Genomic DNA, 14,366 nt, shown 5'->3' on the forward strand with positions numbered 1-14,366 from the left:
GGATACTTGTGAACTGCCATAAAGGTAAGTACCCCACAATTTTAGACCCTAATTCAAGCTCTCAGATTCATCTATGGAGTAAATCTAAAATCTAAAATCTAAAATCGACTGACAGCGCTCTAAAGTAGCCGCAGATGTTGAATGTATAGCAGCACCAAAGTTGAGTTTATACCAGGAGAATACCATGAGGAAAATCACGGCGCGACAAACAATAAGTGCCCTAGTAGCACTGCCGCTCGTACTAATAGCCAATACAACTGAAGCTTTTGCCACTGAGCCCGGTCACAAAATAGATCCAATTAAGAAAGTTGCGGATTTTGGCGATGAGCTAGATGTTGATATTGGGTTACCAACAACCATCAGCATTGAAGAAAGCGAGGATTGGGATGAACCTGATTTTGCAGCTACTTTAGATATGGAGATTAGTAAATTTATGACAAAAAATCTTCAAGCTGTAATTGATGAGCCACCGCCGATAGTTTATCTCAGTGCTGCAAGGGGTCAGTCAAGCAAGGAATGCCGGATTTCAGCGATATGCGAATAACTGAATCGGATTTGCGCGATTTGGGCGATGGCTGGGAGCCATGCCAAGAAAGACTCTTTTACTGGGTAGAATTTAAGCAATTATCAAGATTGAAGTAAAATTCGGTTGATTTTGCTGGGAATATGCGAATAACAGAGTATGTATTTTTTTGGGTATGCTTTAATGCGATCGGCTAACATAATAAGTATGCAGGCTGAAAGAAACTTAACTAATTGATATTTCCCAGTGATTGGAAATCGCCCAAAAGGGCAGAAATAAAATTAATCATGTGATTCTTCGCTGTGATTGGCAAACGTAAAAACGGGTAAAAGTAAACTTAAAGCAACCGCCAAAACGGTTAGGATGTTCTTAATTACACTTTCCCCTGCCGTCGATTCCTGACATCCGTTACATCCGTTACATCCGTTACATCCGTTAAATAATCCGTTGCCGAACTGCCATCCGTTACATCCGTTAAATAATCCGTTGCCGAACTGCCATCCGTTACATCCGTTACATCCGTTAAATAATCCGTTGCCGAACTTCCATCCATTACATCCGTTAAATAATCCGTTGTCGAACTTCCTTTTTTCGGCAGTTGACAGCACCTATCCTGAGAAAAATTTTCAAATATTAATTATGATTAATTCGCACTGCCAGCAAGACACAGCAGCACAGCAAAACCAAAGTTCGCTGCAAACTATCACCCGGACTCTGAGAATGTCTCAGGGGCAATTTTCGCTGATTTTGGTACGGTGCAATTACAGTGCGATGAGAGAGGAAATTGTAAGGCAATTGCGGGAGCAGTCTGATATCGAGATTCAAGAAATTGTCCTCCCGCCATCTGTTAAAACTCTTTACACGACAATAGAAACCAAACTTTCCTGCAGCCATCCGGCAGCTTTAATGGTGTTTGGATTGGAATCGGTAAGCGCGATCGATCGACTGCTGACTTCTACCAACTACGTGAGGGAAGAATTTCGGAATAATTTTCCATTCCCGGTGGTGCTGTGGGTGACAGACAAAATCTTAAAAAAACTGATTCGGTTAGTAACAGATATCGAAACTTGGACGACAAGTGTGGAATTTGTGATTGGCCCCGACGACTTGGTGGATTTCCTGGGCAAAAGTGCCGATCGCATTTTTTCCAACATTTTGGAAAGTGGCAATTGGCGTTTAACTAATTCTGCCATTCTCGGAGCCAATTCTTTGAGTGAACTAGAGTCGGCTAGCCAAGACTTGCAAACTTGCAACATCAGGTTAGAACCAGCTATTGAAGCGAGTTTGCAATTTATTCGCGGTAGGCACGAATATGCTTGTCACCGCATCCCTGCAGCTATTGAATTGTATCAAAAAAGTCTCAGTTTTTGGAAGCATCAAGTAGCGTTTATTGGACAAAAAACCGAATTTAGCAATTTGTTATTTACCGTTCATCCTGCCCCCGTGTTAGAGGGAATTATGCTATTCCACATCGGTCTTTGCTACCGCTTCCAAGCAGAAAAACACCGCAGCGGAAACCGTCCTTACTGGACGGAAGCTAAGAATTATTTTCAGGAATGTATTGATGTTTTAGAACGGGCGGGACGGCAGGATGCCGTTGGTATATTCATCAATCAACTTGGCGAAGTATTGCAATATTTAGAAGATTGGGATGCACTCTGGAATTTAGCTATCAAAGCTCGGAGGTTACATGAAAATATGGAAAATTCAGCAGTTAATTTGGCTCAAGATTACGGCTTTTTGGCTAGAGTAGCCTTAGAGCAAAAGAACTGGCAAGGGGCGAAAGAATGGGCTTTAATGGCTCTAGACGTTCTCAACTCAAATTTAGAAGCGACGGGACAGGGAACCCATGTAAAGTCGCAGCATCTAGGCTTGTATCTGTTAATTTTAGCAGAGGCCCAGAGTCAGTTGGGTGAGGTACAGGAGGCGATCGCGCATTTAGAGCTTGCTCGCTCGGAAACCGAAGCGTGCTACAACCCGCAACTGTATTTGCGGGTTTTAGAAATGCTGCGATCTCTCTATTTTCAGCGGGGACAATATCTCGAAGCATTTCAAATTAAGCAAGATTATCGAGCGGTGGAACACACGTATCGGTTCCGAGCTTTTATTGGAGCCGGAAAGTTGCAGCCGCACAGAGAAGCGGTTAATTCCGTCGCCGAAACTATTGCAAACGCGGCTACTATTGCTGACGAAATTACAGCTTCCGGCAGAGAGCAAGACCTCAACCGCTTGATATATAGGATGAACAATACCCCAGACAAACTGACAGTAATTTACGGTCAGTCTGGAGTTGGCAAAAGTTCAATAGTCACGGGAGGATTAGTACCAGCTCTCAAACAAAAAAAAATAGAAATGCGGACTGTTTTGCCCGTAGTGCTGCAAGTTTATAACAACTGGCCGCGGGAATTAACCAGACAGTTATCTGCTGGGAAAGCTGAAATATTCGATCCGGAAATTACCGAAGCAGTACCAGAAATTTCTCCGGTAGATTTTCCAGTAGAAGCAGGTGCAGTCAAGGGAAATCTTATTTCGGGATTTCACAGTGGCTCGACTGGGAATAATGAGGGGCAAAGGGAGCAGTCACAGCCAGTAGAATTAATCATACGACAACAGGCGATCGAATACGAAAATATTCTCAAGGAGCTGCAAATAAATTCCGAACATTTAGTGACTGTTCTGATATTTGACCAATTTGAAGAATTTTTTTTCGTGTGGAAAGAGCCAGCGGAAAGACAAATATTTTTTGATTTTTTGCGGGAATGCTTGAAAATCAAATATTTAAAAGTCGTCCTGTGTTTGCGGGAAGATTACCTGCACTATTTGCTGGAATTTTCCCGACCCAAAAACCAGACAGGATTCGTTAACAATGATATTTTGGAGGACATTCTCAGCAAAAACATTCTGTTTTATTTGGGAAATTTTTCGCTGGTCGATGCGCGATCGGTAATTCGCACTTTAACTGAACGAGCGCAGTTTTACTTAGAACCGGATCTGATCGAAGAATTAGTCAAAGATCTAGCTGGAGAATTGGGAGAAGTCCGCCCGATCGAACTACAACTTGTCGGCGCTCAACTGCAACAAGAGAACATTAGAACTTTAAGTCAATATCAGGAACTCGGCAACAATCCGCAACAAAAATTAGTAGAAAGGTTTCTCGAAGAAGTCATCAAAGATTGCGGCCCGGAAAATGAAGTAGCGGCGCGCCGAGTTTTGTATTTGCTGACAGATGAAGAGGAGATCCGTCCCCTAAAAACCCGCGCCGAATTAGCCTCAAATTTAGCGACGTTTGCCGAAGCTGATAAATTAGATTTAGTCTTAGAACTGTTAGTAAACTCAGGTTTAGTTTTTCGATGGACGGAACTACCGGCAGAGCTTTATCAGCTCGTTCACGATTATTTAGTTAGCTTCATTCGCCAGCAGCAAGAATTAGATCAAAAGGCAGAATTTGAGGAACTGCGAAAGCAAAACCAAATTAACCGAGATGAAATTGAACAAATTCGCAAAGACAGAGAGCAAGATGCTTTGCTGTCGGAAGCTAGAGACAAACAGTACCAAGCGGAAGCTCAACTTTACCAAACTCGGAGATGGCAATTGCGGGCGGCGGTTCTAGGAGTGCTTGTACTCGCAGGTGTTTCAGGGATGGCATTCGAGCAAGCAAAATTAGCAGAAAGCGCACGGCAAGAAGCAGAAAAAAGTCGGACTGATGCCCTAAATTCTGCGTCGGAAGCTTTGGTGCTTTCTAATGAAAAAAATCAATTAGGAGTGTTGGAAAATAGTATCAAAATTGCTCGTGATTCTCAGAAAAGTACAGCGCTGCCTGTGGAGACTAAAAATCAAATTGCTGAAAGACTCAGACAAGCAGTTTCCGGGGTGCAAGAACGCAACCGTTTCGAGCAGCACAGCAAATTTGTTTTGGATGTGAGTGTCAGTCCCGACGGCAATTCAGTTGCTTCGGCAAGTGCTGACAAAACTGTTAAATTGTGGACCAAAGAAGGTAAGTTATTAAAAACTTTTAATCACCCAGATAGCGTGACGAGTATTAGTTTTAGTCCCGATGGGAAAACGATCGCTACTGGTTGTGCCGATCGCATAATTAGAATTTGGCAAGTAGATAACGACAAAAGTGCGATTCCCTACGGGATAGCTCCGCTTCACGGCATTTTATCCGGCCACCGCGATATCGTCACCAGCGTCAGTTTCAGTCCAGACGGCAAAACCCTAGCTTCTGCCAGTCACGACAACACCGTCAAAATCTGGAACCTGGCGAACAAAAAATTGCTGCAAACCTTAACCGGACACAAAGACTGGGTGCTGGGCGTCAGTTTCAGCCCCGACGGCCAAACAATTGCCTCAGCAAGTGTAGACAAAACTGTCAAACTTTGGAACCGAGAAAGTAAAACCCAGAAATTTACAATTAATCCCAAAACATTAACCAAACATTCTGACATTGTGTACAGCATTAAGTTCAGTCCAAACGGCAGAGAACTCGTTTCAGCAAGTGCCGACACCACAGCTAAAATTTGGAAGCGAAACGGTGAGGAAATCAGAACTCTCAAAGGACACAACGATGAAGTTGTCAGCGCGAGTTTCAGTCGCGACGGCAAAAAAATTGTCACGGGCAGTGCCGACGATACGGTGAAAGTTTGGAGTGGCAGCGGCACTTTGCTCAATACTTTTCGAGGACATCAAGACGACGTAAGGGCCGTAAGTTTCAGCGGTGACGGCACTATTGCTTCCGCAAGTAAAGACAAAATAGTGAAAATTTGGAAACCGGACAGCACTCCGCTGAATAAGATTTTATCGGGACACGGAGACTGGGTTTACAAAGTCAGTTTTAGCGCTGATAGCAAAACAATTGCTTCTGCTAGTGGGGACAAAACCGTGAGACTTTGGCGGGATGACGGCAGTTTATTCAAAATCTTAGAAGGTCACAAGGATTCTGTTACCTGGGTGAGCATTTCGCCTGATGATAAAACTGTTGCTTCGGCGAGCGATGACAAAACAGTGAAAGTCTGGAGTTTAAACGGCAAACTGTTAGATACTCTCAGCCACAGCGGTATTGTTAGAAGCGTGAGTTTTAGTCCAGACGGAAAGATAATTGCCGCCGCCAATGCCGATCGCAAATTGTACCTCTGGCGCTGGAACGGTTCTAAAGCAACTTTGTTTGCAAAACTCGATCACACCAATCCAGTAATTAGCGTTAGCTTCAGTCCCGACGGCAAAACTATTGCTACTGCTACCGCTGCGGAGGACAAGGCAAGCGGGAAGAAAAAGGCTTTTGAAATTACCGGAGAAAAGAGAGTTTACCTGTGGCAATTTAACGGTTCATCTGCGAAAATTATGAAAACTATCGACCACCGGGACAGCGTTAAAAATGTTAGTTTCAGTCCCGACGGTAAGACTATTGCTGCTGCTTGCGCTGACAAAAAAGTTTACTTGTGGGGGTTTGATGGCAAGGCAGTTAATTTAACTGAAAAACTCGACCACAGCGATACTGTAGAAAGCGTGAGTTTTAGTCCAGACGGCAAATTGATTGCGGCGGCGAGTGGGGGAAATACTGTTAAACTTTGGGATTTTGACGGCAAGAAGGCGCTGCTATCGAAGACTTTGGAGTCGAGCGATCGGGTGTTGAGCGTTACTTTTAGTTCGGACAGCAAAACTCTGGCTTTTGCTAGTAGGGATAGGACTGTAATTCTGTTGCCTGTGGAGAATTTGGAACTAAATAATATCATTGCTCGCAGTTGCGAGTGGTTGGGAGATTATTTGCAGAATGACCCGAATGTTGCTGAGGGCGATCGGCTGCTGTGTCTGGGGTTTGGGAAGCAGGCGTTAAATAAGAGGAAGTAAACCTTGTTTGTAGTGAGGAATTCATTTCTCTCTCTGCCGATGAAGAAAGAATTCTCTTCATGACTGCTAACCTAGAGTTTAATTTAGATTAAAGTATCTATCTGTTGACTGGTGTTTTTGGCTTTAACTTTGCGCTAAAATTTCCGTAATAAACTTAACTCCTTTGGCGGTTCGCCCGCCGCATTAATCCGCAATTCCAACAAAAGGTAAACCGCATGGATGTCAACTCCCAAAATGTCCAACCAATCCCACCATTCAACGAGAGAAACGAGGAAACACCAGAGATAGGTGGCGGTTTGCCCGTAATAGAATATTGGGCAGAACATACATTGTCCCCGGAAGGCCCGAAACTTTGGAAAACTTTGCTGCACAAAAGTGCTTGTTTGTCATGTTCTTGGGGCACTGGCGGGCAGAAAGGAGGTTTTACAAATGAAGAGGGCGAAAAACTTCAGCGCTGCATGAAAAGCGTTGAAGCAATCTCCGCTGAAATCAAGCCCGCTATCTCTACTGAATTTTTTGAAAAGAAGAGTATTGCACAACTTCAGCAATTAACTTCAATGGAAGCCGACAGGTTGGGAAGGCTGAGTTTTCCGATGATTTTGCGGGCTGGTTCATCTCATTACGATCGCATTTCTTGGGAAGAAGTTTATCAGATTGCCGAAGCTGCGTTTCGCAAAACCCCGGAACGAGTAGCATCTTACAGTTCCGGCCGCTCTTCCAACGAAGCGGCTTTTCTGCTGCAATTGATGATGAGAGCGATGGGTTCCAATAACTTAGCAGATTGTTCCGATCTCTGCCACGCTCCCTCGACAACTGGCTTAAGCGAAATGTTTGCCACTCGCACCTCGATAGTGAGTCTAGAAAACTTAAAGCAAGCAGATTGCGTCGTGCTCGCGGGTGCGAATTCTGCCTACAACCATCCCCGCTTCATGAACGAATTAATTAAAATTCGCGACAAAGGCGGTAAAATCATTGTAATCAATCCGGTGATGGAAATCGGATTAGTCAAGTTTGGTTCTCCGGCATTTCCCGTCAAGTCGCTCATCCCCGGTTCCGATATTTCCTCCTTATACTTGCAACCAATTCCGGGCAGCGATACGGCGCTATTTGTCGGCATTCAAAAGTCTATAATCGAACAAGGATTGCTGGACGAAAAATACTTGCAAGCCTATACAGAAGGCTGGGAAGCAGTAGTCCAGCACGCCCGCGAAACCGATTGGGAAACTATTACTAAAACCTGCGGAGTTTCCCAAGCAGAAATTGAGGCAGCAGCCAAAATCATCGGCACTTCAAAGCGAGTTGTATTCGGTTGGGCGATGGGAATTACCCAACACGATAACGGCGTAGATAATGTTTTTAGCATTGCCAACACTGCCTTGATGACGGGAAATGTCGGCAAAGAAGGGGCGGGATTAATGCCCGTCAGAGGACACTCAAACGTCCAAGGATTCGGCTCTATGGGCGTCACTGTGAAGCTGAAAAAAGAAATCCAGGCCGCTCTCGAAAAGTTGTTAGGGCGTCCCCTCAGCCGCGTTAAGGGTTACGAAACTCGATCGCTCATTGAAGCAGCAGATGCAGGCAAAGTCGATACACTGATTTGTCTGGGCGGTAATTTGTATGGGGCGAATCCAGATTCAACGCAGGCAAAACGCGCTTTAAGCAATGTTGAAACCGTTATTTACCTCGCAACCAAACCGAATTTAGGGCATTTTCACGGATTGGCAAAGCACAATACAATTGTGATTCCTGTACTGAATCGTTTTGAAAATCCCCACAAAACAACGGTGGAATCGGGGAATAACTTTGTGCGTTTAAATGATGAGGGTGAAACTCATCTCACTACTTCCGATTTGATTCCTGAAGTAATTTTTTTAACAGAATTAGCGAGCCGAATTCACGGTACTTATCCGGTAGATTGGCGCCAACTTCAGGACACCCGCTACGTTCGGCAATTGATTGCTAAGACCATTCCTGGGTTTGAAAAAATGGCAACAATCGATGAAACAAAAGAGGAATTTACCATCGGCGGTCGCATTTTTACGGAACCTAAATTCCCTACTGATTCTGGGAAAGCGAAGATGTTTGTCGCGCCTTTACCTAAGCTGAGATTACCGGAAGCGAAAGAGTTTGGAGGAGCGGAATCAACACAGGGTATTGTTGTGGCATTGATGACGGGACGCAGCTATTCTCAGCACAATACTGTGGTTTACAAAATTGATGACAAGTACCGGGGAATGCCGCACCGCAACTGCATTTTGATGAATCGTGCGGATGCAGAAAGCACGGGTTTTCAAGAACATCAGCGGGTTACGGTGCAGGGAAATGTCGGGAAAATGGAAAATGTCGAGGTGATTTATGGGGCGGTTCGTGAGGGTGCTGCTTTGATGTTTTATCCTGAAGTTAATGTAATTTTTCACCCGGAGATTGAAAAGCGATCTGGTACGCCTGCTTACAAGCGCGTACCTGCTTTTGTATACGCGGAAGCTCGGCAACGGATGTAAGGGAAGTAACGGATGTTATGATTAGCTCTGCCTTATTTCTTCTTCCTTCTTTCTTCTATAACTCACATTGTGGATGATTTTTAAGAACAGGCAATATCCCTGTTCCACAACGAGTTAATTTTTTGTGGGGTGGGCATCTTGCCTGCCCATATGCAAGTCTTAATTAACTCTTAATTTGCCAAGTTCTACCGCGCCAAGTCCATCCCCAATCTGTTTCAGTTTTAATCGCAGAACCGATCGCAATCGCCGCCACTAACGCACCTCCGAAACCTCCCTACCACCAGTATTTTGTAGGACATTCAGAAATCTCGGCACCCAAACGGCGCAAAGTGTAATGCTGCAAAATTACGCTTACGGATAAACAGATAGTTAACAAGGTAATTGGTTGGTTAGTCGCGGCTGACCTGCTAATATTTTAAGCCGGGGGTCGTTGAGATGCTGTTGCAGGGTTTGCCCGATCGACTTGGTGTCGTCTGTAGTTTGATCGTCTACAATTAAAACCTCTAAGTTTTCCACAGACAGCGGTGTACTCTCCAAAATGGCGATCGCGCAATCCCGAATATTCTCTGCCTCGTTGTATGCTGGTACGATTACCGAAACTTTAGGGAACTGCGCGGCGGGTTGCGGTGAGGGCTTCGCGGAACTTATGTCGGTTTGAGTGAGGCGCATTTTTGACCGATCGGCGCAAATTCTTAGTGTAAGCTCTACTTACAATGAGAGAAAAAATTAGCAGGGTTAACAATATCAAAGCGAACTGACCTCAAAATTTCGGTACACGATTTGTCTCCCTAAATATTAAAAAATATTAAAACAAAAAGCTAGTCGATCGCCCGAAAAGTTATTTTGACCGCCTCTTTTGCTATAATTTGTGAGCATCTTTCGGCTCGCCCGCAGCGAGGGGCAAGACCCCTCACCCATACAGCGACCGAAAAGCCGAGGATAGATATCAGTTTTCAGAGGATATTGCAATGGGCGAATTTTTTACAGTCGATGTGTTTGCGAACACGATAGCGGTACTCGGCGCTTTGGGTTTTTTCTTTTTGGGATATCAAGCTTTGCAGATGTTGAAAAAATAAAGTATGTCAGAAATGAGATGTTGCACCATTGTCAAGAACGGGCAAGATGCCCGTTCCACAAAGAATGATTTTTCTTGTGGAACAGTCATCTTGCCTGTTCCTAAACAAGTATTTGAGAAGGGTGCAATATCTCACTTAGAAGTCAGAAGTCAGAAGTCAGAAGGAAAGAAGTCAGAGGGAAGAAGTCCGATGGAAGTCGGAATAAGGAAAGAAAGAAGAAAGAAAGAAAAAACTATTACGAATACCCAATGCCCTGTTTTGCCAATGCCCAATGCCCTGTTTTGCCAATGCCCAGGAACACCGAATTTACCTGAAAAAGGCTATACAACTGACTCAACATTGCAACTGTTTCTTGCGAAAATCAACCAAAAAAAGGCTGCGTTATTATCATGGTGAGCCAACTTTTAGATGGACGCTATCAAATCATTGAAGTCATAGAAACAGGAGAATTTGGACAAACCTATCTGGCCAAAGATATTCGCCGTCCCGGAGAACCGCAGTGCTTTGTCAAGCACCTGCGTCCCGGTACTACCGAACCGAAATTAATTAATACTACGCGCCGTCTTTTTCAAAAAGAAGCAGAAGTTCTAGAAAAGCTCGGTCAACACGACCAAATCCCTCAGCTATTCGCTTATTTTGAAGAAAATGAAGAATTTTTCTTAGTTGAATCCTTTGTTGCAGGTCACTCGCTATCAACCGAGATTGTACCGGGCAAGCCTTTAACTGAAGAAAAAATGATTTCTTTGCTGAAGGAACTGTTAGAAATTTTAGTGTTTGTACACGGCCAGGGAGTAATTCACCGAGATATTAAACCGGCAAATTTAATCCGCCGCTATTCCGACAACAAGTTAGTTTTGATTGACTTTGGCTCGGTGAAAGAAATTCACATCGCTCAAAGACAAGCGCCGGTAACGGTGCGGATTGGCACTCTGGAATATATGCCGATCGAACAATTTCAATACAACCCGCAACTCAACAGCGATATCTACGCTTTGGGAATGATTGGCATCCAAGCAATGACGGGTTTGCCGGCTTACGATTTGCCGAAACTGCGGGATTTGAAAAATTCTAATAAAGGCGAAATTGTTTGGCGGCATTTAGCCACGTGTTCCCAAGCGCTGGCCGATGTTTTAGACAATATGGTGCGCTACGATTTTCGGGAGAGATACCAGTCGGCGGCGGAAGCTTTAGCCGATTTGAGAAAAATTGGCGATCGCTCGCGGGCGCGGATTCCCAAGCTAACAATATATCGCGAAGAAGTCGATCGGCGCAGCAGCAGCCGGGGTGATATTACAGTCGTCGGTAGGAGGATATTAGATGAACTGCGCGTCAGTTTGGAATTGCTGCCAGAAGAAGCAGAGGCGATCGAAGATGAGGTATTAAACCCTTACCGCAAATACAGAGAAAAAGGTGAACGCTACGAACAATCACTGCAAGAAGCAATGCAGCAAGAATATCCCTTTTCTCTGGAAACTCGCGACGAATTAAAACGCTTGCAGCAAGTTTTAGGGCTTACCGACGAAGATGCCGCAAAAATCGAAGAATTAGTCATTCCTAAATCTTTATTTGCTAAATTGTACAAGGCGATATCCACAGTTTTGGAGGGGCACCGTAACCCCAATCTGCCCCCAGCGAGTAGCGCCCCTCAACTCGAATTGCCGGCAAGTCCGGCGGTATCCTCGCAGGTAAATCTGAACGGAAAAACCGATTTCTTTATCGCCAGCCCAGCAGCACTTGTCCCCAAAGAAACTCGCAAATTCAATCCTTATCTTGCAGGGGCAACAATTGCGGCTATCTTAGCTGCGATCGGCGGAATTTACGGATATATCAAATGGCAAGAATGGCAGCAGCGAGTCCAGAAAGAATCCCAAGAGCTCAATCAAATTGAAGCTCTTTATAAAGCCAGCAATTATGAAGACTGCATCAGCCAAATACCAACAATTGCCAACACTTCCAGCAGCTATTCGTCCGCTCAGAAGTTACAGGAACAGTGCCAATCAGCTCTCCAGTGGAAGAACGCCAAAGTCAAAAATTTCGCTCAGCATTCAGATGCCGTTGGGTCTGTTGCTTTCAGTCCAGACGGCTTAATGTTAGCCAGCGGTTCTAAAGACAAAACCATCCAAATTTGGGATTTAGCTACAGGCAAGTCGATCCGCACTTTTCCAGGAGATTCCTCCACTATTTGGTCGGTTGCTTTTGACTCAAACGGTACGAAACTGGCGACTGGAACCGGTTTTTGGCGAGTCATGCTGTGGGATTTAAAAACAGGGCAAGTGATTCGCAGTCTCGACCACACTGCTTCTGTTTGGTCTGTCGCTCTCAGCCCGGACGGACAGCTTGTCGCTAGCGGTAGCGGAGACAAAACCACAAAGATTTCGGATGCAGCAACTGGTCGTTTGATTCAGAGTTTTCCAGACCATACAGATTTTGTTTATTCTGTTGCTTTCACTCCAGATGGAAAAAGTTTGGTTAGCGCTTCTAAGGATAAAAAAATTACAGTTGTGGATGTCGCAACAGGGGCGTTGCTCAAAACTATTGAGGGACACGGCGACCCGGTGAGGTCGGTTGCTGTTAGCCCAGACGGCCAGACAATAGTTAGCGGTTCCTACGATGAAAGTATTAAAATCTGGAATATCGAAACCGGAGATTTAATTCGCTCTATCCAGGGACATTCTGACGATATTGTCTCGGTTGCTATCAGTCCGGACGGGAAGTTTATTGCGAGCGGGAGCAAGGATAAAACTATTAAAATTTGGGATTTTGCTACCGGAGAATTGCTGAATACTTTGACAGGACATTCCGATGAAGTTTATGTGGTAACTTTTAGTCCCGACGGCAAAACTATTGCTAGCGGTTCTAAAGACAATACTATTAAGTTGTGGCTGAGGTGATACGATTTTAGATTTTAGATGAATGACTTACTGCATAATGGTGGGGGACTTGCCTACAGTTGCATTTTTTTGAGGAACTGATATCATTAGTCATTGGTCATTTAATTGCTATAATTCAGCTCGTTTTTTAAGGTAGGAGGAAAGTGCCAATAAGGCGTTTCTAATTCCTCCTTAGTTGGATAATTTTCAGTTGAGTTCTCTCGGATTTGAAAAAAGTAGTAGAGGTTAGCCACAGTTAAATCGGATATTTCTTGCCAATTCGAGGCAGCTAAACCTTGATAGCCAGTAGCGATCGCCTGCTGGTTGACATAAAGTTCATATCTCCGGCGGATTTCCGGCGACACAGCGAAGGTTAGCTGGTCGCGCAAGGATAGAAAGTGAGACTTTTGCTTTAAACTTTCATAAAGTGAAGGTTCCGTCGCTAATACCGCGAATGTAGTATACACGCTGCTTTTTAAACTTTCGCCGGTGAGTTTATCTAAACTAGCTAACTGGTGCTGCTCTTTTGGAGACAAAGTTTGCATCCAATCAACCTCATTTTGCCAAAATTCTATTACACTTAAATCATGACCCAGAATTCTAGTAACTTCGGGAAATAAAAAATCTAGTTCTGGTTCGGATTGACATCCTTTAACAACAGTTAGAAGATTTTGACAAATTTTTGATTGGAGTTCCCGCAGGCGATCGCTCACCATATCGTAGGCCCGCTGCAAGTGAAACGTGACCCCGATCGCCTGCTCGATCGCCCAAACACATTCCATTTGCCTGAGCTGTCCAGCAGAAGACAGCCCCTCCAACAAACTAGGATTATCATAAATTTTTAAAGCCTCAAACAGCATATCCCGCCCGCTATTAATTTCGGAATTCCGAAGTTTAAGATCGGGCACCGTCAGGGCTGACTGACAGCGTTTGATAGCTTTAGAAAAAATCTCGTAACCGTTAACCAGTTTCTGGCGGTGCATTTCAAAACTAGAGTCGTGAGCTACCTTAAAAATCTGCTGGATCACCTCTACTCCCCTATCTTTGAGGATGTGTCTGAGATCGATAAATCCGTCTTTAATTTTTAGCTTCTGGTGCTTTGCCTCTTCTCGGATTTTTAATACTTGGTTGAGGTTTACTGCTGACAAAACTGTGCTCGATACAGTGCCAATACCAATGACAGCAGCAGTCGCTTGCATCACTGCCAAATTAATTTTCAGACAGTTAAGCATTCTGTATGTTTTTTGAAACCCCTGATGAGTTTGAGCCACCTGCAACGGCGCCAGTGTCACGTACACGGGAGCTACCAGCGGCTGTATGGGGCCACCTCCGGCTAACTGTGCGAGCAATCCTATAACTCCGCGCGAGGATAGAGTTTCACTTCTTGATTGATAAAAGATTTTTGCAAGCTCCACAAACTCCCCTGTCAACGGATCTCTAGCTGCCGGGAGCAATTTTCCTGTTTTGGCAGCAGGCTGTACAAGGTTGCCACTATTGAGTCGCGCCTGAGTTGCAGGGGTGAATATATAATCCATGTTCTGGCTCAGTT

General features: G+C 44.5%; 8 protein-coding genes. 5 read left to right on the forward strand and 3 right to left on the reverse strand.

Annotated features, from left to right (window positions below):
• The first annotated feature begins 184 nt into the window (after positions 1–184).
• Positions 185–544 (forward strand): hypothetical protein, encoded by a 360-nt coding sequence (locus tag QUA77_RS09955; protein WP_333450014.1) that lies wholly within the window; start codon positions 185–187, stop codon positions 542–544.
• A 352-nt stretch (positions 545–896) separates the two neighbouring features.
• Here the strand turns inward: QUA77_RS09955 and QUA77_RS09960 are convergent, their stop codons facing one another.
• On the reverse strand, positions 897–1,076 hold the full coding sequence (locus tag QUA77_RS09960) for a hypothetical protein (protein WP_333450015.1): 180 nt from the start codon (positions 1,074–1,076) through the stop codon (positions 897–899).
• Between the two features lie 86 nt (positions 1,077–1,162).
• On the opposite strand from QUA77_RS09960, the gene QUA77_RS09965 reads away from it, so the two are divergent.
• Both QUA77_RS09965 and QUA77_RS09970 read left to right on the forward strand, forming a co-directional pair.
• The gene (locus tag QUA77_RS09965; protein ID WP_333450016.1) at positions 1,163–6,370 is read left to right on the forward strand and encodes a WD40 domain-containing protein; all 5,208 of its coding nucleotides are present in this window, start codon (positions 1,163–1,165) and stop codon (positions 6,368–6,370) included.
• A 215-nt stretch (positions 6,371–6,585) separates the two neighbouring features.
• Positions 6,586–8,871, forward strand: coding sequence for an FdhF/YdeP family oxidoreductase (locus tag QUA77_RS09970; RefSeq protein ID WP_333450017.1), 2,286 nt, complete (start codon positions 6,586–6,588; stop codon positions 8,869–8,871).
• A 369-nt stretch (positions 8,872–9,240) separates the two neighbouring features.
• Here QUA77_RS09970 and QUA77_RS09975 read toward each other — a convergent pair whose 3' ends face one another.
• Positions 9,241–9,540 (reverse strand): glycosyltransferase, encoded by a 300-nt coding sequence (locus tag QUA77_RS09975; RefSeq protein ID WP_333038121.1) that lies wholly within the window; start codon positions 9,538–9,540, stop codon positions 9,241–9,243.
• Between the two features lie 410 nt (positions 9,541–9,950).
• On the opposite strand from QUA77_RS09975, the gene QUA77_RS09980 reads away from it, so the two are divergent.
• Together QUA77_RS09980 and QUA77_RS09985 are read left to right on the forward strand one after the other, a co-directional pair.
• The gene (locus tag QUA77_RS09980) at positions 9,951–10,343 is read left to right on the forward strand and encodes a hypothetical protein (protein ID WP_333038124.1); all 393 of its coding nucleotides are present in this window, start codon (positions 9,951–9,953) and stop codon (positions 10,341–10,343) included.
• Positions 10,337–12,838: a protein kinase domain-containing protein gene (locus QUA77_RS09985; RefSeq protein WP_333450018.1), complete on the forward strand. Its 2,502-nt coding sequence runs from the start codon at positions 10,337–10,339 to the stop codon at positions 12,836–12,838. The genes QUA77_RS09980 and QUA77_RS09985 overlap by 7 nt, the downstream gene beginning before the upstream one ends.
• A 101-nt stretch (positions 12,839–12,939) precedes the next feature.
• On the opposite strand, the gene QUA77_RS09990 is transcribed toward QUA77_RS09985, so the two are convergent.
• A complete protein-coding gene (locus QUA77_RS09990) occupies positions 12,940–14,352 on the reverse strand; it encodes a hypothetical protein (RefSeq protein ID WP_333450019.1) in 1,413 nt (470 codons plus the stop codon).
• Positions 14,353–14,366 lie beyond the last annotated feature (14 nt).

Source organism: Microcoleus sp. K5-D4 (assembly GCF_036704575.1).
Taxonomy (GTDB): domain Bacteria; phylum Cyanobacteriota; class Cyanobacteriia; order Cyanobacteriales; family Microcoleaceae; genus Microcoleus.

What these genes read in the sequence shown, in the direction of transcription:
- QUA77_RS09975 (WP_333038121.1), bottom strand. Translation starts at nt 9,540, where the DNA reads ATGCGCCTCACTCAAACCGACATAAGTTCCGCGAAGCCCTCACCGCAA.
- QUA77_RS09965 (WP_333450016.1), top strand. Translation starts at nt 1,163, where the DNA reads ATGATTAATTCGCACTGCCAGCAAGACACAGCAGCACAGCAAAACCAA.
- QUA77_RS09970 (WP_333450017.1), top strand. Translation starts at nt 6,586, where the DNA reads ATGGATGTCAACTCCCAAAATGTCCAACCAATCCCACCATTCAACGAG.
- QUA77_RS09980 (WP_333038124.1), top strand. Translation starts at nt 9,951, where the DNA reads ATGTCAGAAATGAGATGTTGCACCATTGTCAAGAACGGGCAAGATGCC.
- QUA77_RS09955 (WP_333450014.1), top strand. Translation starts at nt 185, where the DNA reads ATGAGGAAAATCACGGCGCGACAAACAATAAGTGCCCTAGTAGCACTG.
- QUA77_RS09990 (WP_333450019.1), bottom strand. Translation starts at nt 14,352, where the DNA reads ATGGATTATATATTCACCCCTGCAACTCAGGCGCGACTCAATAGTGGC.
- QUA77_RS09960 (WP_333450015.1), bottom strand. Translation starts at nt 1,076, where the DNA reads ATGGATGGAAGTTCGGCAACGGATTATTTAACGGATGTAACGGATGTA.
- QUA77_RS09985 (WP_333450018.1), top strand. Translation starts at nt 10,337, where the DNA reads ATGGTGAGCCAACTTTTAGATGGACGCTATCAAATCATTGAAGTCATA.